Source organism: Herbaspirillum sp. RV1423, assembly GCF_000577615.1.
In the GTDB taxonomy this organism is placed as follows: domain Bacteria; phylum Pseudomonadota; class Gammaproteobacteria; order Burkholderiales; family Burkholderiaceae_D; genus Herbaspirillum.
The window spans coordinates 78,210-101,566 of sequence record NZ_CBXX010000013.1 but is presented as its reverse complement, the minus strand read 5'-3'; the positions used below and the strand labels follow the sequence as shown (position 1 = coordinate 101,566).

The 23,357-nt window shown below is 60.6% G+C and carries 15 protein-coding genes and 2 tRNA genes; 7 read left to right on the top strand and 10 right to left on the bottom strand.

Going from position 1 to position 23,357, the window contains the following annotated elements:
• Positions 1 to 39: 39 nt before the first annotated feature.
• The 3 genes from RV1423_RS14325 to cysS all read right to left on the bottom strand — a co-directional run bounded on the left by RV1423_RS14325 (position 40) and on the right by cysS (position 3,194).
• Positions 40 to 1,020: an acetyl-CoA carboxylase carboxyltransferase subunit alpha gene (locus tag RV1423_RS14325; protein WP_034297757.1), complete on the bottom strand. Its 981-nt coding sequence runs from the start codon at positions 1,018 to 1,020 to the stop codon at positions 40 to 42.
• Between the two features lie 117 nt (positions 1,021 to 1,137).
• Positions 1,138 to 1,782, bottom strand: a complete 645-nt coding sequence (locus tag RV1423_RS14320; RefSeq protein WP_034297754.1) for a DNA-3-methyladenine glycosylase — start codon at positions 1,780 to 1,782, stop codon at positions 1,138 to 1,140.
• 5 nt (positions 1,783 to 1,787) lie between these two features.
• Positions 1,788 to 3,194, bottom strand: coding sequence for a cysteine--tRNA ligase (gene cysS / locus RV1423_RS14315; RefSeq protein ID WP_034297752.1), 1,407 nt, complete (start codon positions 3,192 to 3,194; stop codon positions 1,788 to 1,790).
• Positions 3,195 to 3,402: 208 nt separating this feature from the next.
• Between cysS and RV1423_RS14310 the strand changes: the two genes are divergently transcribed.
• The 5 genes from RV1423_RS14310 to RV1423_RS14290 are packed head-to-tail and all read left to right on the top strand — an operon-like array spanning position 3,403 to position 7,885.
• Complete coding sequence (locus RV1423_RS14310) at positions 3,403 to 4,638, top strand: nuclear transport factor 2 family protein (RefSeq protein ID WP_051516687.1); 1,236 nt, start codon at positions 3,403 to 3,405, stop codon at positions 4,636 to 4,638.
• The gene (locus tag RV1423_RS14305) at positions 4,638 to 5,894 is read left to right on the top strand and encodes a L,D-transpeptidase family protein (protein ID WP_034297747.1); all 1,257 of its coding nucleotides are present in this window, start codon (positions 4,638 to 4,640) and stop codon (positions 5,892 to 5,894) included. Before RV1423_RS14310 ends, RV1423_RS14305 begins: the two co-directional genes overlap by 1 nt.
• A 59-nt stretch (positions 5,895 to 5,953) precedes the next feature.
• Positions 5,954 to 6,541, top strand: coding sequence for a peptidylprolyl isomerase (locus RV1423_RS14300; protein ID WP_034297744.1), 588 nt, complete (start codon positions 5,954 to 5,956; stop codon positions 6,539 to 6,541).
• A 37-nt stretch (positions 6,542 to 6,578) separates the two neighbouring features.
• Complete coding sequence (locus RV1423_RS14295) at positions 6,579 to 7,067, top strand: peptidylprolyl isomerase (protein ID WP_034297742.1); 489 nt, start codon at positions 6,579 to 6,581, stop codon at positions 7,065 to 7,067.
• A gap of 23 nt (positions 7,068 to 7,090) precedes the next feature.
• Positions 7,091 to 7,885: a UDP-2,3-diacylglucosamine diphosphatase gene (locus RV1423_RS14290; protein ID WP_034297739.1), complete on the top strand. Its 795-nt coding sequence runs from the start codon at positions 7,091 to 7,093 to the stop codon at positions 7,883 to 7,885.
• Positions 7,886 to 7,926: 41 nt separating this feature from the next.
• On the opposite strand, the gene cysE is transcribed toward RV1423_RS14290, so the two are convergent.
• The 3 genes from cysE to rnr form a co-directional block, all read right to left on the bottom strand.
• Positions 7,927 to 8,676 (bottom strand): serine O-acetyltransferase, encoded by a 750-nt coding sequence (gene cysE / locus RV1423_RS14285; protein ID WP_034297738.1) that lies wholly within the window; start codon positions 8,674 to 8,676, stop codon positions 7,927 to 7,929.
• A 153-nt stretch (positions 8,677 to 8,829) separates the two neighbouring features.
• A complete protein-coding gene (gene rlmB / locus RV1423_RS14280) occupies positions 8,830 to 9,567 on the bottom strand; it encodes a 23S rRNA (guanosine(2251)-2'-O)-methyltransferase RlmB (protein WP_034297736.1) in 738 nt (245 codons plus the stop codon).
• Positions 9,568 to 9,606: 39 nt separating this feature from the next.
• Positions 9,607 to 12,081: a ribonuclease R gene (rnr, locus tag RV1423_RS14275; RefSeq protein ID WP_034297734.1), complete on the bottom strand. Its 2,475-nt coding sequence runs from the start codon at positions 12,079 to 12,081 to the stop codon at positions 9,607 to 9,609.
• Between the two features lie 248 nt (positions 12,082 to 12,329).
• Here rnr and RV1423_RS14270 point away from each other — a divergent pair.
• Positions 12,330 to 12,414: transfer RNA gene (locus RV1423_RS14270), tRNA-Leu, on the top strand.
• A gap of 237 nt (positions 12,415 to 12,651) precedes the next feature.
• Here the strand turns inward: RV1423_RS14270 and RV1423_RS14265 are convergent.
• The gene (locus tag RV1423_RS14265) at positions 12,652 to 13,707 is read right to left on the bottom strand and encodes a DMT family transporter (protein ID WP_034297732.1); all 1,056 of its coding nucleotides are present in this window, start codon (positions 13,705 to 13,707) and stop codon (positions 12,652 to 12,654) included.
• Between the two features lie 179 nt (positions 13,708 to 13,886).
• Between RV1423_RS14265 and RV1423_RS14260 the strand changes: the two genes are divergently transcribed.
• A tRNA-Leu gene (locus RV1423_RS14260) sits at positions 13,887 to 13,971 on the top strand.
• A 237-nt stretch (positions 13,972 to 14,208) separates the two neighbouring features.
• Here RV1423_RS14260 and pbpC read toward each other — a convergent pair.
• The 3 genes from pbpC to RV1423_RS14245 form a co-directional block, all read right to left on the bottom strand.
• On the bottom strand, positions 14,209 to 16,374 hold the full coding sequence (gene pbpC / locus RV1423_RS14255; RefSeq protein WP_034297790.1) for a penicillin-binding protein 1C: 2,166 nt from the start codon (positions 16,372 to 16,374) through the stop codon (positions 14,209 to 14,211).
• A gap of 56 nt (positions 16,375 to 16,430) precedes the next feature.
• Entirely contained in the window at positions 16,431 to 22,247 is a 5,817-nt protein-coding gene (locus tag RV1423_RS14250; protein ID WP_034297730.1) for an alpha-2-macroglobulin, read from the bottom strand.
• Between the two features lie 130 nt (positions 22,248 to 22,377).
• Positions 22,378 to 23,259: a LysR family transcriptional regulator gene (locus tag RV1423_RS14245; RefSeq protein WP_034297728.1), complete on the bottom strand. Its 882-nt coding sequence runs from the start codon at positions 23,257 to 23,259 to the stop codon at positions 22,378 to 22,380.
• Positions 23,260 to 23,357 lie beyond the last annotated feature (98 nt).

Here is a 23,357-nt window from a genome sequence, read left to right as displayed (position 1 = left end):
CCATCGGCTATGGGATAAAAACGTTCTCCGGCTAGAGGCTTATTCCTGCGTATTGAGTTCCTTGAATTTGCCGTAGCTCATCAGCTTTTCATGACGCGCCGCCAGTAATTCCTTGGTCTTGATGCCCTGGAACTGGCGCAGCGTATCGGCCAGCGCGCGCTTGAGCAGCGAGGCCATTTGCTTCGGATCGCGATGCGCGCCGCCCAGCGGTTCGTTGACGATCTTGTCGATCAGTCCCATGGCCTTGAGGCGGTGGGCAGTCAGGCCCAGCGCTTCGGCGGCGTCGGCAGCGCGGTCCGCGGTCTTCCACAGGATCGAGGCGCAGCCTTCCGGCGAAATCACAGAGTAAGTCGCATATTGCAGCATCAACACCGAGTCGCCCACCGCAATCGCCAGGGCGCCGCCGGAACCGCCTTCACCGATGATGGTGGCGATCAGCGGCACTTTCAGTTCGGCCATGACGTAGAGATTGTGGCCGATTGCTTCGGACTGGCCGCGCTCTTCCGCATCGATGCCGGGAAACGCGCCCGGCGTATCGACGAAGGTAAAAATGGGTAAATTGAATTTTTCGGCGACTTTCATCAGGCGCATGGCCTTGCGATAGCCTTCCGGTTTCGGCATGCCGAAGTTGCGCATGGCGCGTTCTTTGGTGTCGCGGCCCTTCTGGTGGCCGATCACCATGCAAGCCTGGCCGTTGAAACGCGCTAGGCCGCCGACGATGGACAGGTCGTCCGCATAGGTGCGGTCGCCGTGCAGTTCGTGGAAGTCGGTGAAGATTTCATTCACGTAGTCCATGGTGTAGGGACGTTGCGGATGACGTGCGATTTGCGACACTTGCCATGGCGTCAGCTTGGCGTAGATATCTTTGGTCAGTTGCTGACTTTTTTTGACCAGGCGCTCGATCTCTTCCGAGATATCGACGGCCGAGTCGTCTTGCACAAAGCGCAACTCCTCGATTTTGGCGTCGAGTTCGGCGATCGCCTGCTCGAAACCCAGAAATGTCGTTGTCGACTTGCTCATCGTATTCCTTTACTCATTTTCATGAACAGGCGGCAGTATAACAGCCCGCGCCGCCTTATTTTCGTTGCCGCTTTGCCAACCAGGCAATCGATTCAAGCGCTTCATTCGTTTCAATCGTCAGGACGCGACGGCATCCAGACTGCGCCACAGATACCAGGTGGCAACAGTACGCCACGGCTCCCAGTTGGCGGCAACTTCGCGCGCATCGCTGCGCGACACCGGCTCACCTGAAAAATAACTGTCGCTGATGCCCTTGAGCAACCCTGGATCGTCCAGCGGCAGGACGTTCGGCCGCAGCAGATTAAATATCAAAAACATCTCGGCTGTCCAGCGGCCGATCCCGCGGATCTGGAGCATCTCGGCAATGACGTCTTCGTCGCCCATCTCCGCCCATTTGTCGGGATGAACGGTCTTGGCCTTGAAGTGATTGGCGAGGTCGAGGATGTATTCCGCCTTCCGTTTGGACAGACCGCATGCGACAAGATTCTCGTGTCCGGCCTTGATGACCTGAACCGGCAGGCATTTAGGGCAAGTTTCAAGGAAACGGTGCCAGACCGCCTGGGCGCTCTTGGTGGAAATCTGCTGGCCGATGATGGAACGCGCCAGTGTGGTGAATGCATCGCCGCGCCCGGTGAGCTGCAGGTCGCCGAATTGCGGGATGAGCTTGCGCATGATGCGGTCGCGCTTCATCAGTTCCGCCTTGGCGTCCTCCCAGTACGCCGGCACGCTGATTGCCTGATCAGTCGGATTGTTTTTTGTCATTCTCGTCAGCCTCGTCGCCACTCGGTCAAACCGCCCGGTTTGTCTTCCAGAATCACGCCGGCCGCGGCAAGTTCCGCGCGGATGCCATCTGCTTCGGCGAAATTCTTTGCTTTTTTGGCGGCGATGCGCGCCGCGATCTTTGCTTCGATATCTGCCGCAGACAATCCTGCAGCTTCGCTGCCGACGCCGCCTTTGAGAAAACTGTCGGCCGGACGCTGCAACAGGCCGATCACGCCGGCCAGCGCTTTCAATTGCCGGGCAAGTGCAACCGATTTGCTCTTGTTGATCTCGTTGGCGAGATCGAACAACACCGCAATCGCCACCGGCGTATTGAAATCGTCGTTCATCGCTTCGGCAAAACGCTGCGCATGCGCCTCACCCTGGTCCACCGCCGTAACCGCCGCCAAGTCGTCCACCGGCACTTCTTTCAGCGCCGTATAAAGACGCGTCAAGGCTTGGCGGGCGTCATCCAGATGCGCGTCCGAATAATTCAGCGGACTACGATAATGCGCGCGCAGAATGAAGAAGCGTACCACTTCGGGATCGTATTTTTTCAGCACATCACGGATAGTGAAAAAATTTCCCAGCGATTTCGACATTTTTTCATTGTCGACACGGACGAAACCGTTGTGCATCCAGTAATTCACAAAGGTGTGCCGGTGCGCACCTTCGGATTGCGCGATTTCATTCTCATGGTGCGGGAACTGCAAATCCTGGCCGCCGCCGTGGATGTCGAAGTGATCGCCGAGCAGTTCGCCGGACATGGCCGAGCACTCGATATGCCATCCTGGACGTCCCTTGCCCCACGGCGAATCCCATTTGACTTCGCCCGGTTCGCTTTCCTTGGCGGCTTTCCACAGCACGAAGTCGAGCGGATCACGCTTGCCGGCATTGACGTCGACGCGCTCGCCGGCACGCAGGTCGTCGAGCGATTTCCCCGACAATTTGCCGTAACCGGGAAAATCGCGCACCGAATAGTTGACGTCGCCGTCGCTGCCCTGATAAGCCAGCCCGTTCTTTTCCAGTTGACCGATCATCGCCAGCATCTGCGGCACGTAAGCTGTGGCGCGCGGCTCATGGTCCGGCTTCTGCACGCCGAGCGCAGCCGCATCTTCGTCCATGGCAATGATGAAACGCTGGGTCAGTTGGCCGATCGACTCGCGGTTTTCAATCGCGCGCTGGATGATCTTGTCGTCGATGTCAGTGATGTTGCGCACATACGTCACGTCGAATCCGGAAGCGCGCAACCAGCGCTGCACCATGTCGAACACCACCATCACGCGCGCATGACCGAGATGGCAGTAGTCGTACACGGTCATGCCGCATACGTAGAGGCGGACCTTGCCCGGTTCGATTGGGGAAAAAGCCTGCTTATCACGCGCCAGCGTGTTGTAGATTTTCAGATTGCTCATGGATGGGAAATATCGGTTCCGGCAATAATCATTCGTGATGCGTTTCGATGCTGAGCGGGTGGCGCGAGTTGCCATCTGCCAGCACGTTTCAGTGCGTCCGCGCTTGTTTTTTTATAGCGGTCTACAACATGAATACAACACGATTGCCAAAACCCTTTTTATAGTGCTTCTTTGATAAAATGCGTCTTTTCGTTCGAGTATAGCATTGATGAAAACCATGCCTCTTGCATCTCCGCACACATATCGCAATGCATTGCGTGGCATTTTGAACAAGACCGTCATTCTATCCGGCCTGATCGCCGCAATCTACTCCGCGCAGGCCACCGAGGTTTCGGACATCAACAAACTCATGCGCACCGGGCAATATGCCGAAGCCCTGGTCAAGACGGACGCGGTACTGGCAAAGCATCCGCGCGACGCGCAGATGCGTTTCGTCAAAGGCCTGATCTTAGCAGAACAGAACAAGTCCGCCGAAGCCATCGCCATCTTCAGCAAGCTGACCGAAGACTTCCCTGACCTGCCTGAACCTTACAATAACCTGGCAGTGCTGTACGCCGCCAATGGTCAATACGACAAGGCCCGCGCAACACTCGATATGGCGATCCGCACCAACCCGACCTACGCTACCGCGCTCGAAAACCTCGGCGACATCTACGCCAAGCTGGCCAGCCAGGCCTATGACAAGGCGCTGCAGATCGATCCCGGCAGCAACGTCCCGCAACCAAAACTGACACTGGTGCGTACGCTGGCCGGCAACGTTACCGGCGGGACAATTCCCAAACTGGCGAGCGCAGGCACGACAAGCAAACCGACGGCGCCCGTAGCAACAACGCCTGCGCCAATCCCGGCCCCGCTTCCCGCCCCAACACCGACTCCGGCGCCCGCGCCGGAGGTAAAGCCGAAGCCGAAGCCGGAACCGAAACCGGAACCCGCTCCAGCCAAACCTGCGCCGGTTGAAAAACCGAAGCCTGTTGAGAAGCCAGTGGAAAAGCCAGCCGACAAGCCCGTAGAAAAACCGGCTGACAAGGCAGAGAAGCCATCCAAATCCGACAAGGCAGCCGAAAAAGCCGCTGAAAAGGCCGCCGAAGCCGCTCGCGCCGAAAAAGACAAGGCCGTGGTGCTGGCAGCCGTCAACAACTGGGCCAAGGCCTGGAGCGACATGGACGTGAAATCCTACCTGGCCGCCTACGGCAGCGACTTCCAAACGCCCAAGGGCGAGTCGCGCAAGGAATGGGCCGACGAACGACGCGCCCGCATCGAGGAAAAAGGACGCATCAGCGTCAAGGTCGAAGCGCCACAGATCGCGATCAAAAACGACACCGCCACGGTTCGCTTCCGTCAGATATATAATTCCAACCGTCTGACCGTTAACAGCCGCAAGACACTGATCCTGACCAGACAGGGCAACAGGTGGCTGATCAAACAGGAGCGCGTGGGAGGCTGATGGTTCGTTTCGCTGCACATACTCGCAAGGGATTGCCCTTGCGATCGGTCCTTGGACGACTGATATTGAGTTGCCTGGCCAGCGCGCCGGTTGCGACCAGCGTTGCGTCCTCTTCGGCGATCCCGCCGCAAGCCATGCAATCGGAAATCCACAAGCCGGATCCCGAAGCCTTGCTGCTCGACATTTACAAAGACCTGGGCAATAACCGCTTGCAGGAAGCGCAAGCCAAAGCCGATGCGCTGGTGGCTGCCTATCCCCATTTTCGCCTCGGCCATCTGGTACGCGGCGACCTGCTGATGATGCACGCGCGTCCGGTCAAAGGCTTCGCCGCCATCGCCGATGCGCCAGCCGACAAACTCAAGGATTTGCGCGCCGAGGCCATGGTACGCATCCGATCGCTGCAGGAACGCCCCAACCCCAGCCTGATCCCGAAACCGGTGTTGCAAGTCGGCGAAGATCAGAAGAACGTGTTGGTGGTCGACACCAGTCGCTCGCGCATGTATGTCTACGAAAACCAGGGCGGCCAGCTCAAGTTCATCACCGACTACTATATTTCGCAAGGCCGCTATGGCGTGAACAAATCGCGCGAAGGCGACCAGCGTACGCCGATCGGCGTGTATTACGTCAATGGCCGTATTCCCGGCCCCAAGCTGCCTGACTTTTACGGCACCGGCGCCCTGCCGCTCAACTATCCCAACGAGTGGGACAAGCGCAACGGCCGCAGCGGCTCCGGCATCTGGCTGCACGGCACGCCATCCGACAACTTCAGCCGTCCGCCGCTGTCTTCCGACGGTTGTGTGGTGCTGGCCAACCCCGACCTGCAAAGCCTGTACTCCACCGCCGAAGTCGGCAAGACCGTGGTCGTGATCAGCGATGGCATCCAGTTCGTCAACAAGAGCGAATGGGACAAGGAACGCGGCTCGGCCAGCAAGTTCATGGACCAGTGGCAGCAGGACATGGAAGCTCCGGATGCCGATAAGGTGCTGGCAAACTATTCTCCGGCCTTCCGCTCCAGCCTGGGCGAAAGCCTCGGTACCTGGTTTTCCCGCCAGCAAAAAAGCCTGAACGGCGCCCGTCCTTCCAGTGTCAAAGTGCGAGACCTCAGCCTGTACCGCTACCCCGGCAAGGATGAGCTGATCGTCAGTACTTTCATCCAGGAAACTGCCGTCGGCAAAAACAAGAATGCGGTCCGCAAACGCCAATACTGGCAAAAAGAAGGAGCGCAATGGAAGATCGTCTACGAAGGCGCAGCCTGAGCGATTTCCACATCCGTTCCGCCACTCATTTCAGTCTTTTTCAGCAAGGAAAGCTCCACATGATTCAAACCCTGATGTCCCGCCGCAAGCTGCTGCAATGCCTCGCCGTGCTCTCCCTGTCCGGCGCCGCCCTGCTGGCGCATGCGGCTGACGCCCCGCGCGTGCTGCTCAAGACCAGCATGGGCGACATCACGCTGGAACTGGATGCCGACAAGGCGCCGGTCACCGTGGCCAATTTCCTGCAATACGTCAAAAAGGGTCAGTACAACGGCACCATCTTCCACCGCGTGATCAACGGCTTCATGATTCAGGGCGGCGGTTTCGACAAGGACATGCGCGAAAAGCCGACTGACGCCCCGATCCAGAACGAAGCCAGGAACGGCTTGAAAAACGAAGCGTATACTATCGCCATGGCGCGTACCTCCAATCCGCACTCCGCCGCCGCGCAATTCTTCATCAACGTCGCCAACAACGGGCCGCTGAACTATCCGAGCCGCGACGGCTGGGGTTATGCGGTGTTCGGCAAGGTCGTCCAGGGCGCGGACGTGGTGGACAAGATCAAGCAGGTCCGCACCGGCAGCAGCGGCATGTACGACGATGTGCCGGTGACGCCGGTCGTGATCCAGTCGGCGACGCTGATCAAGTAATACCCATTCATTTTTTTATTACGCAAAAGGGATTCTCATGGCTGTTCTCTTCACCACCAACCACGGTAACTTCAAGGTCGAACTGGACGCGGAAAAAGCGCCGAAGACTGTTGAAAACTTCCTGGCTTACGTCAACTCAGGCCACTACTCCGGCACCATTTTTCATCGCGTGATCGACGGCTTCATGATCCAGGGCGGCGGCTTCGAACCAGGCATGAAGCAAAAGCCGACCAACGATCCGGTAGAAAACGAAGCCAATAACGGCCTCAAGAACGAGCCGTATACCCTGGCCATGGCCCGCACTTCGGCGCCGCATTCGGCATCGGCCCAGTTCTTCGTCAACGTCAAGAACAACAGCTTCCTCGACCATCCGGGTCAGGACGGCTGGGGCTACTGTGTATTCGGCAAGGTCGTCGAAGGCACCGAAGTGATCGACAAGATCAAGGATGTCAAGACCACCCGTTCGGGCATGTTCGCCGATGTGCCGGTCGACGACGTGGTAATCGAAAAGGCTGAAGTGGTCTGAGCGACCGCCATCGCTCCTCTCCGATGACCGACACATCGTCTTTATCGAAAGCGCAACCCCGGGCGGTTGCGCTTTTCATTTCCGACCTGCATTTGCAGGCCGGCCTGCCGCGCACGACGCAGGCATTCTTCGATTTCCTGACGCAGCGGGCGGCGTTCGCCGAACACCTGTATCTGCTCGGCGACATCTTCGAATACTGGGCCGGCGACGACGATCTCGACACACCTTACAACCGCGCCATCGCCGACGCCTTGCGCCGCCTGAGCGACCGGGGCGTACAACTGTTCTGGATTGCCGGCAACCGCGATTTCCTGGTCGGTGCCAGCTTTGCCGAAGCCGCCGGACTGACCATCCTCGACGATCCGCACGTAATCCGCCTGGCCGGACGCGACATCACGCTGGCGCATGGCGACGCGCAATGCACCGATGACACGGCGTACATGGCGTTTCGTGCGCAAGTGCGGCAAGCGGCCTGGCAACAACAATTCCTGACCATGCCGCTGGCCCAGCGCAAAGCCATCATCGAAGGCGTGCGCCAAAACAGCAAGGATGCCAATAAGGAAAAATCGTACGAGATCATGGACGTCAACGCCGACGCCATCCGCAATCTCTACGACAGCACCGGGACGCAAACGCTGATCCACGGCCACACGCATCGCCCGGCGTTGCATGCCGTCGAAGCCGGTGGCCGAACGCTCCTGCGCTATGTCTTGCCTGACTGGGAATACGACGTGGAACCGGCGCGCGGCGGCTGGATCAGCCTGACGCAGGATGGCGTGCTGCATCGTTTCGATGCCACTGGAATGGAATTGGAATAACAATCCCGAAGAAAAAAAGAGGAGCAATCGCTCCTCTTTTTTCATTCCACCAGCTTGTTCAACTGGGCGGGATCGAATTTTTCCAGCTCTTCCAACTTCTGGCAACCGATACCGGCACTCTTTAACGCCGCCAGGATGACTTCGATCTGATGTTCTTGCGCGGCAGCCTGGTCGATCAGGCCATGCAGCGCCTTGGACAAGGGATCGTCGCCGTTGGGCATGACGCCGTAGGCGGCAAACATGCGCGCCGCAGCCTGTTCGCGCGGATCCTGCACTTCCTTGCGCACCACGCGGGCCGGATTGCCGACGGCAGTCGCGCCCGGCGGCACTTCCTTGACCACCACAGCGTTTGAACCCACCTTGGCGCCATCGCCGACGGTGAAGCCGCCCAGCACCTGCGCGCCCGCGCCGATGATGACGCCGCGCCCCAGCGTCGGATGGCGCTTGGCGCCCTTGTTGAGCGAGGTGCCGCCCAATGTCACGCCCTGATAGATGGTGCAGTCGTCGCCGATCTCGGCGGTCTCACCGATCACCACCCCGAAGCCGTGGTCGATAAAGACGCGGCGGCCGATGGTGGCGCCCGGATGGATTTCGATACCGGTGAACCAACGCGCCAGTTGCGAGATGAAACGCCCCAACCACTTCAAACCGTTGATCCAGCATTTGTGTGCAATACGATGCAATACCACCGCGTGCAGGCCCGGATAACAGGTCAAGACTTCCCAAGCGTTGCGCGCTGCCGGATCGCGTTCGATGATGCTGGAAATGTCTTCTCGAAGTTGGGTAAACATAGATTTGGAATCAATACGGTCTGTGTCGATGCGGGAAGTGCAATCTTAATCGTTTACTGTCGGTCTTGCCGAGCATGGCCCGGTTTTCCTGACGTCAATAAAGGGATCATACGAGGGAGAAATGCCTGCCGGAGATCCCGGCAGGCGCCCGGATTACTTGGGCAGACGCTGCCGGCGGGCTTCGTACAGACAGACGCCGGAAGCGACGGAGACGTTCAGGCTCTCGACCGAGCCGAACATCGGGATACTGACCAGCAAATCGCAGGTTTCACGTGTCAGACGGCGCATGCCCTCGCCTTCCGAACCCATGACGAGCGCAGTCGGACCGGTGAAATCTCCGGCATACAGGTCTTTTTCGGCATCGTCGGTGGTGCCGATCAGCCAGACGCCGCGGTCCTTGAGGTCGCGCATGGTGCGCGCCAGATTGGTCACGGTGATGTAAGGCACGGTTTCCGCTGCGCCGCTGGCAACCTTGGCGGCAGTGGCGTTGAGGCCGACTGCACGATCCTTGGGCGCAATCACGGCATGCGCGCCTGCGCCGTCGGCGACACGCAGGCAGGCGCCGAGGTTGTGCGGATCGGTGATGCCGTCGAGGATCAGCAGCAAGGGCGGCCCTTCGATGGCGTCCAGCAGCTCGTCCAGATTGCGCGCCAGCGACAGCTCGCCGGCTTTGGCGACCACGCCCTGGTGGCGGCGCGTGCCGACGATATTCGACAGGCGCTGGTCGTCCGCCTGGATGATGCGCACGCCGGCCGCCTTGGCGGCATGCAGCAGGTCGCGCATGCGGGCGTCGTTGCGGTCCGCGTCGACGTACAGTTCCTCCACCGACGACGCCTCGTGGCGAATCCGCGAGGTGACGGCGTGGAAACCAAAAATCATTTTACTTTTCATGTGCTTTGCTTCTTTTACCTTAGATTGCGTCGCGCTGTTTCAGCGTTTCTTCTTGCTGGGTCGGGAGAACCCCTTCGCCGGTCGCTTGCGCTCCGACTCAACCGCGCCTTTGACGCGTACGGTTGCCTTGCCTTTGCCGGCTGCCGCCTTGCCAGCCGTTGCAGGCTTGCCGGCCGGCGCCGCCGTCTTCGCACCCGGTTTGGCGCCGGTGCCTGGGGAGCCTTTGCTGCGCGCCTGTTGGGCGCTTTCCGCGCGACGCGCTTCATTCTTGAGGATGGTGCGAATGCCCGGTTCTGTCACCAGGCGCAGATCGATCTTGCGCGCATCGAGATCAACGCGGCTGACCTGCACCGTGACGCGGTCGGTCAACTGGTAGCGGATGCCGGTGCGTTCGCCGCGCAATTCGTGGCGCGCTTCATCGTACTGGAAGTAATCCGCACCCAGTTCGGTGACATGCACCATGCCCTCGATGTACAGCGCATCCAGTTGCACGAAGATGCCGAACGTGGCGACGCCGGAAATCGTGCCGGTGAATTCTTCGCCCAGCTTGTCGCGGATGAAGTAACACTTGAGCCATGCCTCGACGTCGCGCGAGGCTTCGTCAGCGCGACGCTCATTGGCGGAACAGTGAATGCCGAGCGCTTCCCAGATGGCAATGCTGCTTTCCGATTTCTTCTTGCCGTTGGCGCGATCCAGCGCCTGCGCCTTGCGCGCGGCCGGCGACAGCATGGTGTTGAGCACGCTGGTGTCGATGCCTTTGGGATCGTAACGCTTGCCGAGCAGGATCGCCTTGATCGCGCGGTGCGTCAGCAAATCCGGATAACGGCGGATCGGGCTGGTGAAATGGGCGTAAGAATCATACGACAAGCCGAAGTGGCCGATGTTTTCCGGACTATAGACGGCCTGCTGCATCGAACGCAGCAGCATGGTCTGGATCAGCAAGGCATCTGGACGCGACTTGATCTTTGGCATCAGCTCGGCATAGTCGGACGCGCTCGGCGTATCGCCGCCGCCCAGGTTCAGGCCGATCTGCTTGAGGAAGGTGCGCAACTGGTTGAGCTTTTCCTTGGTCGGTCCGGCGTGGACGCGATACAAACCCGGATGCTCGTGACGATGCAGCAAATCGGCGGCGCAGACGTTGGCCGCCAGCATGCACTCTTCGATCAGACGGTGCGCATCGTTGCGGGTACGCGGCAGGATCTTCTCGATCTTGCCGGCGGCGTTGCAGACGATGTAGGTTTCGGTGGTTTCGAAATCGATCGCACCGCGTGCATGGCGCGCCTGCAATAGCGCCTGGAATACTTCGTAGAGATGCAGCAGATGCGGCACCAGGCCGGCGCGCCTGGCGGCTTCCGGACCTTTGGTGTTGGCCAGCACGGAGGCGACTTCGGTATAGGTCAGACGCGCGGCGGAATGGATCACCGCCGGATAGAACTGGTATGCCTTGACCTCGCCCTTGGCGGTAATGACGGCATCGCACACCAGCGTCAGGCGATCGACATCGGGATTCAGCGAGCACAAGCCGTTCGACAGTTTTTCCGGCAGCATCGGAATCACGCGGCGCGGGAAATACACCGAGGTGCTGCGCTCCAGCGCGTCGACATCGAGCGCATCGTTGGGCTTCACATAGTGGCTGACGTCGGCAATCGCAACGATCAGGCGATAGCCTTTGGCGCGACCGATCTTGACTGGTTCGCAATAGACCGCGTCATCGAAGTCGCGCGCATCTTCGCCATCGATGGTGACCAGCGGCACGTCGCGCAAGTCGACGCGATCGTTCAAGTCGGCAGCCCGGACCTCTCCCGGCAGTTTTGATGCCAGCTTTTTGGCAGCTTCAGAAAATTCATGCGGCACGCCGTACTTGCGCACGGCGATTTCGATTTCCATGCCCGGGTCGTCGATGTCGCCGAGGATTTCGGCAATTTTGCCGACCGGCTGGGTGTAGCGCGATGGCTGCTCGGTCAGCTCGACGCTGACCACCTGCCCCGCCTTGGCCTTGCCCGGCGAACCGGCGAGGATCACGTCCTGGCCGATGCGCTTGTCTTCGGGCGCCACCACCCAGACGCCGTTCTCATTGAGCAGGCGGCCGATGACGTGGGTATTGGCGCGCGCCACCACTTCGACGATCGTGCCTTCCGGACGGCCGCGGCGGTCGGTGCCGATGATGCGGGCCTGGACGCGGTCGCCATGCAACACCTTCTGCATCTCTTTCTCAGGCAGGAAAATGTCGTCGCTACCGTCATCCGGCAACAGGAAACCAAAACCGTCGCGATGGCTGCTGACGCGGCCTTCGATGAAATTGGCAGAATGCGTGAGCTGGTAGTTGCCGGAACGGTCGGGCTTGATCTGGCCATCTCGCTCCATCGCGTTCAGGCGGCGCGTCAGGCCATCCATTTCTTCAGGTTTGACGCTGAGCGCTGCGGCCAGTGTCATCACATTTTGCGCGCCGGAAGAAGTGCGCAGGATACCGAGAATTTCCTCGCGGCTGGGGATGGAATAGGGAAATTGGCTCAAAAGTGTAATCAGGTAAATTGTTATTCATCAGCATCGCGACAGCGGAGCCGTCGGGCGAGCTGCTGGAACACGACTACGGCGGGCCTGGGCCCTTGGGTGCAACAGGTCCTAGTGTAACGGAGGTTGCCTTAATTACCTAACGCAGAGGCCCGAAACGCCCTACCGCAAATGAAAATAAATCGAATTGCCCGACGCAAGAGATTGACAATAACTGAAAATCGGCTATAATCTCTGTCTTTCGCGTTATTGCCCACGTGGCGGAATTGGTAGACGCGCATGGTTCAGGTCCATGTGCCGCAAGGTGTGGGGGTTCGAGTCCCTCCGTGGGCACCAAAACATAAAAGGTCGATTGATGAAAATCAGTCGGCCTTTTGCGTTTTGGAGTACGCGAGCAAGGCGCCTGCGCGCCTTGCGGGTGGGACTCGAAAGCCTGGCCTTGCAAGGCCAGGCAGGGTCGCGACACGTGACCGAGTCCCTCCGTGGGCACCAAAAACATAAAAGGTCGATTGATGAAAATCAGTCGGCCTTTTGCGTTTTGGGGTACGCGAGCAAGGTGCCTGCGCACCACTGTCAGTGCTTGTGCCGGTGATGCATATCCGGAAAGTGTGCATGCGCGTGCGTCAAGACGCCATGACTGTGCTTGTGGGTATGTTCCACTCCCGGCGCGACCGGAAAAGGATGTGTGTGCCGATGATGCTCATCGTCTTCGTGCGTGTGGGCATGCTCATGCTCCATTTCTTCATGCGTATGGATATGCTCGTGACGCTCCGTCAGATGCAGCCACAACCCCACCGCCATCAGCATCCCAGCCGCCAGTAAAGCCAAGGTCGGTGCCTCCCCCATCAGCAGGGCCAGCGCCGCGCCAAGAAAAGGCGCGGTAGAAAAATAGGCACCCGTACGCGCCGTGCCAAGGTGGCGCAACGCCACCACAAACAAGCTGAGACTCATGCCGTAAGCCAACAACCCGACCAGCATCGCCGCCCCGACATGGAGCGGATCCGGCAGCGTCGCCCCCAATGCGACAGCCAGCGTCAGATTCACCGCACCGGATACCAGCCCCTTGACCGAGGCGATCCAGCTTGCGTCAGTCAGCGAGACCTTGCGCGTCAGATTGTTGTCGAACGCCCATGCCAGACACGCGCCAAGGATCGCCAGCGCCGGAACGAAACCCGCAAAGCCGGCCTGGTCCGGCCAACTGAGAATCAACGCGCCGGCGGAAATAGCAAGCATGCCGCACGCAATGCGGCGATCGAAGTTTTCCTTGAAAACAAACCAGGCCAGCAACGCGGTAAAGACGCCTTCCGCGTTCAGCAACAACGACGCGCCGGATGCAGGCATATTCAGCAATCCAACCATCAGCAAAACGGGAGCGACGATCCCGCCCGCCACCACCGCGCCGGCGAACCACGGCAATTCGCCGCGAAGCAGATGCACGGACGGCGCACGCACAATCATCCGATACACCGCAAGGCCGGTTCCCGATCCCAGGTACAGTAAAGCGGCCAACATCCATGGCGACATGTCACGCAACAAATACTTTGCCAGCGGCATTCCCGCACCGAACAGCGCGGCCGCTGCCAGGGCAGTTGCGACGCCGGGTTGGGCCAATCCATTTTTCCAGTTCATGTGCAATTATCCTCAGCCTGCCTCGATCAGGCGGCCCACAAAACAACAGTGTAAACGACGCGTCAGTCCAACGGGGCGCAAGCATCGTATTTTCCCGATTCTCTTGTTGACCGTCTGCTGCAATGCAAGTATTATTCAGCCCTTCTAAGCGCTGCCCGCCTTGTGTGGCAACGCTTCAGGCCCACGTGGCGGAATTGGTAGACGCGCATGGTTCAGGTCCATGTGCCGCAAGGTGTGGGGGTTCGAGTCCCTCCGTGGGCACCAAAACATAAAAGGCTGATTGATGAAAATCAATCAGCCTTTTGCGTTTTGGGGTACGCGAGCAAGGCGCCTGCGCGCCTTGCGGGTGGGACTCGAAAGCCTGGCCTTGCAAGGCCGGGCGGGGTCGCGACACGTGACCGAGTCCCTCCGTGGGCACCAAAACATAAAAGGTCGATTGATGAAAATCAGTCGGCCTTTTGCGTTTTCCGGCCAATGATATTTTCGCGATTCTCTTGCTCTTCACTTGGCCGACAGACTGCCCCGACTCTTCACCGCTTTTCCTTCGGGCGGACGCACCAGCGCGCCGCGCACCTCGAACTGCAACTGGTCGAGCACCGCGCCGTTCACGTCCTGCAAAACCAGTTTGTGCCTGCCCGGCCATGGCATCCAGTCATAGCCGAGATCGCCCGTTTTTCTTCCTGCCGGCCCGACGAGCGGTTTGCCGTCAAGCAGCCACGCTCCCTGCTTCACTCCCTGCGCGCTGAAGCGCAGACGCTGGCGCGAAGGCGGGATGTCGGGATCGATCGCCACCAGCATACCCGGCGTCGGATAGGCGATCGATGGTGCGATATCGTTCGACTTCGCCACACGCAACATGCGCTGGCCGGTGCCTGGCAGGAAGTATTCGGTGCGCATAGCCTCAAGCTGATTCTCGAACTGAATCGGCAGGGCCTCCACCGACACCGGCTTCACCGGTTCCTGCGAACCTGATTGCCGGTGCAGGTATTGCATCACTTCCTGCCAGACCGGCGCTGCGCCAGTAACGCCTGACACATCCCACATCGGCGCGCCGGAAGCGTTGCCGACCCATACTCCAACCGTGTAGCGCGATGAAAATCCTACGCACCAGTTGTCGCGCATATCTTTCGAGGTGCCGGTTTTTACGGCGGTCCAGACGCGCGTCGACAGGGCGCTCTCCAGGCCGAAGGTCCGTGCCCGGGCGCTGCGGTCCGACAGGATGTCGCCGACGATGAACGAGGCGTCGTCGCCCATCGACTGCCGATAGACGACGCGCGGATCGTTCATTGCCGTACGCACCGGACTGTAGCGGCCCTGGTTCGCCAGCGCGCGGTAGGCATTGGTCAACGCCAGCAAGCTGACGTCGGCGCTACCCAGCGCGAGGCTGTAACCGTAATAATCGCCTGACTCGCGCAGATTGAAACCCAGCGTCTGCAAGCGTCGGAAAAAACGCTCCGGCGTCACCATCACCAGCGTGCGCACCGCCGGGATGTTCAGCGATGACCCGAGCGCCGTGCGCAGGCTGACCAATCCCTTGAATTGCTTGTCGTAGTTTTGTGGAATATACAGTCCGGCCGAGGTCGCCAGGTTGACCGGCGAATCGTCCAGCAGCGATGCTGCCGTGAGCCATTTCTTCTCGATCGCCATTTCATACAGGAACGGCTTGAGCGTCGATCCGGCCTGGCGCAATGCCAGCACACCGTCCACCTGCGCCGCGCCGGACAACGAGCCGCTCGATCCAACCCAGGCCAGCACGTCGCCGCTGGCATTGTCGATCACCACTACAGCGCCGTCTTCGATATTGCGGTCGACCAGCGCCGACAACTGGCGACGCAAGGCATCGCTGGCGAAACGCTGAGTCGCCGCATCGAGCGTGGCGTAGACCGGCTGACCGGCATCCTTGAGCAACTTGCGCGCCAGATGCGGGGCAAGCTGCGGCGCCGTCGCGGCGCCGCTGATTTCGCCTTTGGCGGTCGCGCGCGCCAGCACCAGTTCGGTACGGCCTTGCAAGCCGTCACATTCCTGCGGCGATTTCTGTTCTTTTAAAATCGCACAGGCGCGTTCCGAAACCTTCGCCGGCCTGGCATTGGGCGCGCGGATCAGCGCCACGGCAATTGCCGCTTCGCTCTGGTTCAGGCCGCTCGGATGTTTGGCGAACAGGACGCGAGACAAGGCATGCACCCCCACCAGCTCGCCGCGAAAACTGACCAGGTTGAGGTAAGCCTCCAGAATCTGGTCCTTGCGCCAGTTGCGTTCCAGCGATTGCGCGATGAACGCCTGCGACACCTTTTGCGCCAGCGAGCGCGCCGCCGATTTGCGGCGCAAGTCGTCGTAGATCAAACCCGCCAGTTGCATGGTGATGGTGGAAGCGCCGCGCGTTTTCGTATTCCACAAATTGCCCCAGGCGGACGCCGCGACGGCGTTCCAGTCGATGCCGCTGTGCTGGTAGAAACGCCGGTCTTCCGATGCGATCAGGGCATTGCGCAAGGCTGGCGACACATCTTCCAGCGCAATCCAGGACAGGCGGCGCTCATTGGGATTCAGGCGCAACTGCTGGAGCAGTTCGCCATGACGGTCATACAAACCGGCATCGGACGAGCGGAACGACTGCTGCACTTCCGCAAAACCCGGCACGGCACCTGCCGCACCGGCGACACACAACAACATCGTTGCAAGAACGCCCTTCAGTGATGCCGCAAAACGCCGGTGAATGCGCGACGCCATCATTGCGCCTTGATGCTCATCGTGGCGTTCGGCACCTCGCCGAACATCTCCGGCGCGTACATCGCTTCGGCGCGCGTCGGCGGCAGGCTGAACTCGCCGGCGTTGTTCAGCCGCACCGTGTAAGAGATGCTGGAACGGCCTTTCGGCAAGCGTTCATAGTAAGCGCGGTAGCCTTCGAAACTGCGCTCCTCGTAAGCCAGCCAGGCGTTGCTGCGTGAACGGCCGTCATCCTCGCCGCTGCGCGTGATCGCCGAATCGCGCGCCAGTCCCGAACCCAGCAAGCTGGCGCCGCCCGGAATCGGATCGCTCAGCACTACCCAGGTCATGTCGGTCTGCGCGTCGATGTCGAGATTGACGCGCAACACGTCGCCGCGAGTATAGACGCCCTTCTGCTTTTGCTCGACCGGTACGATCGTCTTGGTGATGCGATAGCCGCTGCCGGATGGCGTCTTCAACGGTACGGCGGCCAGGCTTTGCACGGTGATCCACGGCTTGCCGGCGCCTTCCTGACTAAATTTCAATGTCCCTGGTGCGGTCGGTCCCCATGCCATCGCCAGCTTGCCGCCAGCAGCGCCGGCGCCGCTCCACGCATGACCGCTACTACCCTGATCGGAGGCGATGCGCGTGTTGCCGGCGACTTTTTCCGTCTCAAAGGCGTGGCTGAATTTCTCCAGCGCCAGACCGCCCCACACATTGGCGGTAGTGGTGCTCCAGTGTCCGCGCTGCTGGCGCTGGATGGCGCCGCTGATCAGCTTGGGCATGTCGTCGCGCCAGGCCGGGTTATTCAGCATGGTCAGGATCAGGCGATTGGCGTTGCTGTCGCCGCTGGCCATGAGCCACCACCAGTAGTCGCTTTCCTCGTTGGAAAATCCCATGCGCGTGCCCTGGTAGTTCAGGCGCGAGCGAATGATCTGGTCGGCTTCGGCCAGACGCCGGTCGCGTTCGGGTATCGTGGTCACGCGCTGCAGGATGGCGATCCAGTCGAGCACCGCCGAGGTCGGCCACAGATTGGGATTGATCTGCAGCGAACCGAGCATGGACGGCTGCACGCGGTGATAGCGAGACAGCGCCTCCAATGCGGACAGCTTGCGGATGTCGAGGTCCTTTTTCGGCGCCCAGAATTCGCGCGTCAGCTTGCCCTCGACGAAAGCGGCGAGACCGTCGAGCATCTTGTCGCGGCTCTGCACCGGCAAGGCGTACGACGCCTCGTTCGATGCCGCCAGCAGGTAAGCCGTCAGCGTATCGCTGCCGCGCCGCGCATTCGACTCGCTGGGCGGGAAGTAATACGCCAGGCCGTCGGCATCGAGATAAGTCGGCAGTTCGACGAGCAGTTTTTGCCACATGGCGTCATCGCGCAGGCCGATCGCTTTGGATGCGCGCTGCTCCAGGCACGCGAACGGATAATCGGCGAAATACTTGCGAATGCCTTCGCTGCCGCCCGCCAGGCTCGGCTTGAGCGAAATGGCCAATCCGCCGCGATTCGGCAGGCTGTCCGCCGGCGGCGCCACATTCATCGCGAACGTCTTGTCGAGCTGGAACAGCGTCGCCTGCTGCACCGTCACCGGTACGGCCGGCAATACGCGCTGGACGAACCTGATGCTGTCTTTCGCGGCCTGCGCCGATTGCTCTTGCGCGGCAATGTCCCACGTCAATTGGGCAATGTCGGCAGGCACGGCAACCGGCCACATGACTTCGCGCGCCTCGCCCGCGGGAATCGCGATGTCCTTGTCCTGCAAGGCAATCGGCGCGGAAGCCGAGGCTCTGGCCGTCAGCCGGACCTGCATGTTGCGCGCCGTGGTGTTGCGCACCGTGATCACGGCATTGAACCGGTCGCCTTCGCGCACCAGCGGCGGCAGGCCGGAAATGATTTGCACGTCCTGCGTCGAACGGATGCTGGTCGCGCCGGTGCCGAACAGACCGGCGCCGCTTTCGGCGACCGCGACGATGCGGAACGCCGTCAATGCGTCATTGAGCGGCACGTCGACCTGCGCCCTGCCGTTGGCGTCGAGCACAATGGACGGCTTCCACAGCAGCAGCGTATCGAACAGTTCACGCGTCGGCGATTTGCCGCCGCCGCCGCCCGCCGGCGTCGCCTTCTTGCCATAGTGGCGCTTGCCGACGACCTGCATCTGCGCAGTGGCGGTCTCCACGCCATAGCTGCGCCGCTGCAGCATCGCCGACAGCAAGTTCCAACTGGTGTTGGGTTGCAGTTCGAGCAGCGCTTCGTCCACCGCCGCCAGCGCGATTTCCGCTCCCGCCGCCGGCTTGCCGTCCGGCAGGCTGACCTGCACATTGACCCTGGCGACGGAGCGTATCGGATAACTGGCCTTGTCGGCGCTCACCGCCACCTTCAACTGATGCGCCGCGCTGCCGACCGCAATCTCGGCAATGCCGAACTTGTACGCGGGCTTGGCCAGATCGACCATGGTCCCGGGCGCCTGATATTCCTTGAACTCATGCCACCAGTTGATCGGTTCCTTCCAGCCCCAGGTGAAGAAGGAATACCACGGCACTTCGCGCATGCGGCCGCGCACCGCCAGCACCGACACATAGACGTTGGGCGCAAAGCCGCCCTTGACCGGCAAGCTGACGGTCGGGTCTTGCCCGCTCAGTTGCACCACCTGCGTTTCGATCACGCCTTCGCGTTCCACCGCCACCAGGGCAGTCGCATAGCGGAACGGCATGCGCACCTGGAATTTGGCGGTCTCGCCGGGCTGGTAGGTTTTCTTCTCGGGCAGGATGTCGATGCGATCCTGGTTTTCGCCGTCGAACCACAGCTCGCCCTGACGCGTCACCCATACCGATGTCTTGGCGAAAGAGGCGTTGCCGACGGCGTCCTTTGCCATCGCCGTCAGTTCGACGTTGCCGGCCTCGGACAAGGACGCTTCGCAAATCAGTACGCCATGCTTGTCGGTCTTGCCCGTGCATAGCGTGCCGAGGTTCTGCGACGACTTGACGTTTTCATAGGCGTAGAAACCGCCTACCATGCGCTTGCGATGCGAGTTGGTCTGTTTCGCCTCGGCGCTCACTTCGATCGGCACGTCGGCTTGCGGCTGTCCTGCGGCGTTCAGCACCACCATGCTCAGCGCCAGTTTCTTTTTCACCGAGACCCAATTGCCGGCCTTGATGCCGACGATCACCGCCGACGGCCACAGCGAGGTGACATTGGAGATGGTCTGGATCTCGCCGTTGGGATCGCTGTAGGTCATTTCGGTCAGCAGTTCGCGCGGCGTCTTCACCGCCGGCAAGGATTTGATCGTGGTGCGACCGGCGCCGGTCTTGTCCAGCGTCACCGGCAATTTGTCGGCGACGATTTTCTGGTCGTCATTCTGGCCGTTGCCGCCGCTGCCATTCTCGCCGTCGTAGCCGCCATAACTGCCTGCGTCGAAGGAATAGCCTTCATATGCCGGAAAGCTCACGTCCTTAGGACGCATCAGGCTGGTAATGCGCACCGCCTGCCCCGATGCGCCGCCGCCGTTCAGATAATTGAGCTGCACGTCGAGCGGCAGCTCTTTCGGCGCCACCAGGCTGCCCTTGCCGGCGAGCACCGGCGTGATGCGTCCCTGCATCAGCGGCAGACGAAACTCTTCCACCCGGAAACTGCCGGTGCCGTAACTGCCCGGACCGTAATCGCCGTCTTCCGTCGCCGCGCCCGCCTCGTCGCCGCTCTTGACCTTGCCGCTGTCGAGCATCACATCGTAACTTCCCAGCTTGGCATCCTTGGGAATCGCAAAGACCGTCTCGGCGGATTTCTGCCCGCGCCAGACCAACGGAAACTGAAACTCCTGGCCGCTCCCTTGGTGGATGATGCGCACGCGCCCCGGCAACTTGCCCTTGCCCGCCAAGGCAAAGCCGTTCATGTCTTCCAGGCGGAACATATGCTTCATCGACACCGTCTCGCCGGCGCGGAACAGCGTCCGATCGAAGATCGTATGCGCGCGCGCGGTGGCATTGTCCGAACGATCCGTCGGCAAGTTGAAGCGCCACGACTCGATGCCTTCGTTCCACGACGTCAATGCAAACGCCATGTCGGCGCGTCCCTTGTCGTCGGTTTTGCGCGCGCTGACGAACAGGCCGCCGATGGCGCCGTCCTCGGTCTTGCCGCTGGCGCACACATCCTCGATGCGCCTGGCGACCATCGCCACGCCAGTAGCGCCGGTCTTGCCGCGCCACAGCTCTTCGCCCCTGCAATTGGAAATACGCACGTCGGCATCGGCCACCGGTCTGGCAGTATCCAGCGTGGTCACCCACACGGCGCTATTTTCGCGTCCGGTCTTGACATGTACCGACAGGTTGGTGACCAGCGCACTGGTGCGTACATACATCGGCGCCGGCTTGCCGAGCAGCGAGGCGCCGAGTTTTTGCGACGCCAGCTCGACCACATAAAAGCCCGGGTCCCGGAGCGGAATGCCGACGACTTCAAACGGACGTTCGCCGTCCCTGGCCTCTGTCAATGCCGGCAAGTCCAGCATTTTCACGCCTGGTTCCTTCGCCAGCAAACCGACGGCGCGCGAATCGATGGCCTTCTTGTCGGGATTGCCCCAACGTTCGTGGTAACGGTTCAGGCGCGTGAGCCAGGCGATGACGCCTTTGTCATCGTCGACCTTGAGATTGGCCACCTTGCCAGGCAAGGCCTTGCCGTCGACGCCGCGGACCAGCAAATTGGCTTCGACCCGGCGCAGCGTCACCGGCAAGGTGGGATCGGCGTTCAGCTCGATGATGCCGAACGGCGCCGCGGGAAACTTCGCCAGCGGCGGATAGCCGGCCGTGCGCGACTTGAGCGGGAACATCGCGGCATTGACGAGCGGTCGCCCGCTTTCATCCTTGAAACCGGATGGCAGGCTGATCGTGAATTCCGCATTTTCCGCAAACGGCGGCCTGAAGGTCAGGCTGTGCACGGTCTCGCTGGCGTCGCCTTTTTCAAAAAAAGGCTTGAGCTTGCCGCTGGCGCTCTTCAATTCGACCGCCTCGGCCAGCTTGCGCGGCACCGGCGCCGAAAAAGACAGGGTCATCGGCAAGATCGGCGAACACGCCGCATTGGCGTTCTCGCGCTCGCAACTGAGACTGGCCGAGAATTCCGGACGCACATGGAACTTGAAGGTCTGCGCAGTCGTCGTGACGATGCCCGACGGCGTGGCGATACCCTTATCCCAGGTCAGCCTGACGGCGGCGTCGTTGGGCAGGCGCTGCCGGCATTGGACGATCGTCACCAGCGCCGGATCGATTTTTTTGGCGAACTGCTGGAGCAGATCCTTGCGCATGGCCTCGCTGGCAAATTTGACGGGGATCCGTTCATGCACGCCTTCAGCTTCGCAATACAGATGTTCGCGCACGGTGTCGGCATTGGCGGGACCGTTCTGGAACAGGATGAAGGCTTGCTCTTCCTCGATATTGCCGCCGTTCGGCAATTGCCGCACGACCGCCGGACCGCCGGTGTTGAAGCGGAACATGCTGCGACCGGTCAGCGCGGCGCCGGCCGTGGTTTTGACGCCAGGTTTGAGCGTGAATGCGCAGCGCGTTCCCGGCGGCAGGTCGCGCTCAAAATCATAGACCCAGTTCTTGCCGTCAGCCCAGCGCGAGGTACCCGCGACCGGACAATCGATATCGAAAGGCGCAGCCGCCTTGGGATCGCCGAACTTGACCATCTCTTCGGAAAATGTTGCGCGCGCCTGACGGATCTTCGCGACCTCGCCTTGCGGGGAAAAGCCCGCGACGCCGGCCGCATGCGCGGCGGACGGCTGTATCAGTCCCGCAATCAGGCTCGTTGCGAGCGCCAGTAAAGAGGTCAGATACGCAGTACGGGAAATCAGATGCATGCTCGCTCCGCTACATTATTTTTCGTTTGAGGCTCAGTGCCGTTACGAGCGCCGTCAAAATCATGGCGCCTTGCTCCAGACCCGGCTTACGGTTATTGGTTCGCTTTGACTTCTCCGGCTTCGCGATACATCAAAGTTTGCACTGAAGAAAATCGAGGAAGCAACTGATACGCCGGGAAATCTGCGTATTCCGGTAGTACACCGCATGGATTTTCTGTCGGAATGCAGTGTGCGATTTTTCCAGCACCCGCACCAGCCGGCCCGCTTCGACATCGGCATCGGACATGAAGTTGGACAGGCAGACGATGCCTTGCCCATGCAATGCCAACTGGCGGATGGTCTCGCCGCTGGAGGCGCGAAACGCCGGCTTGATCGGGTAACGATCGCCGTCTTCATGTTGCAGCGGCCAATGGTTCAGGCCTTCCGGCTGAGTGAAACCGATCAGTTGGTGCTTGTCGAGATCCTTGACCGTCTTTGGCGTGCCGTGGCGACGCAGGTAGTCCGGACTGGCCAGCAATTGCAGCCGGGCCGAGCTCAGCGGCTTGGCGTGCAAGGTCGAATCCTGCAATTCACCGATACGGATGGCAATGTCGGTGCGCTGCTCGACCAGATCGATGAAGCGGTCATTGGTGGTCAGGTCGAGTTCGATATCGGGATAAGCTTCGCGGAAGGCGCCGACATGCGGGACGATACAGTGCAGCATGAACGGTACCGAGGCGTCGACGCGCAGCTTGCCGACCGGTTTCTGGCTGCGGATGCGGATCGACTCTTCCGCCTGTTCCATGGCCGCGACGATCTCGCGCGCCTGTTCGAGGAATACCTGCCCTTCTTCGGTCAATTCCATGCGGCGCGTAGTGCGCGTCAGCAGGCTGGTGCCGAGCTTCTCTTCCAGCCTGGTCAGCGCCCGACTGACGCCCGAGGTGGTCTGCTCCAGCACTTCGGCGGCAGCACTCAGGCTGCCGGCCTCGACCACGGCGATAAATATGCGCATTTCATCCGATTGCATGGTCATTATTGACTCCGATTCAAATATTTTTTGATTTTAACGGTATTTTTCTCAACAAACTTAAGCCTCACAATGCCCCCTGTCAATCATTAAAGGGAGTGTGC

Excerpts from the sequence above, each read along its gene's own strand:
- RV1423_RS14325 (WP_034297757.1), bottom strand. The coding sequence starts at position 1,020 with ATGAGCAAGTCGACAACGACATTTCTGGGTTTCGAGCAGGCGATCGCC.
- RV1423_RS14320 (WP_034297754.1), bottom strand. The coding sequence starts at position 1,782 with ATGACAAAAAACAATCCGACTGATCAGGCAATCAGCGTGCCGGCGTAC.
- cysS (WP_034297752.1), bottom strand. The coding sequence starts at position 3,194 with ATGAGCAATCTGAAAATCTACAACACGCTGGCGCGTGATAAGCAGGCT.
- RV1423_RS14310 (WP_051516687.1), top strand. The coding sequence starts at position 3,403 with ATGAAAACCATGCCTCTTGCATCTCCGCACACATATCGCAATGCATTG.
- RV1423_RS14305 (WP_034297747.1), top strand. The coding sequence starts at position 4,638 with ATGGTTCGTTTCGCTGCACATACTCGCAAGGGATTGCCCTTGCGATCG.
- RV1423_RS14300 (WP_034297744.1), top strand. The coding sequence starts at position 5,954 with ATGATTCAAACCCTGATGTCCCGCCGCAAGCTGCTGCAATGCCTCGCC.
- RV1423_RS14295 (WP_034297742.1), top strand. The coding sequence starts at position 6,579 with ATGGCTGTTCTCTTCACCACCAACCACGGTAACTTCAAGGTCGAACTG.
- RV1423_RS14290 (WP_034297739.1), top strand. The coding sequence starts at position 7,091 with ATGACCGACACATCGTCTTTATCGAAAGCGCAACCCCGGGCGGTTGCG.
- cysE (WP_034297738.1), bottom strand. The coding sequence starts at position 8,676 with ATGTTTACCCAACTTCGAGAAGACATTTCCAGCATCATCGAACGCGAT.
- rlmB (WP_034297736.1), bottom strand. The coding sequence starts at position 9,567 with ATGAAAAGTAAAATGATTTTTGGTTTCCACGCCGTCACCTCGCGGATT.
- RV1423_RS14265 (WP_034297732.1), bottom strand. The coding sequence starts at position 13,707 with ATGAACTGGAAAAATGGATTGGCCCAACCCGGCGTCGCAACTGCCCTG.
- pbpC (WP_034297790.1), bottom strand. The coding sequence starts at position 16,374 with ATGTTGTTGTGTGTCGCCGGTGCGGCAGGTGCCGTGCCGGGTTTTGCG.
- RV1423_RS14250 (WP_034297730.1), bottom strand. The coding sequence starts at position 22,247 with ATGCATCTGATTTCCCGTACTGCGTATCTGACCTCTTTACTGGCGCTC.
- RV1423_RS14245 (WP_034297728.1), bottom strand. The coding sequence starts at position 23,259 with ATGACCATGCAATCGGATGAAATGCGCATATTTATCGCCGTGGTCGAG.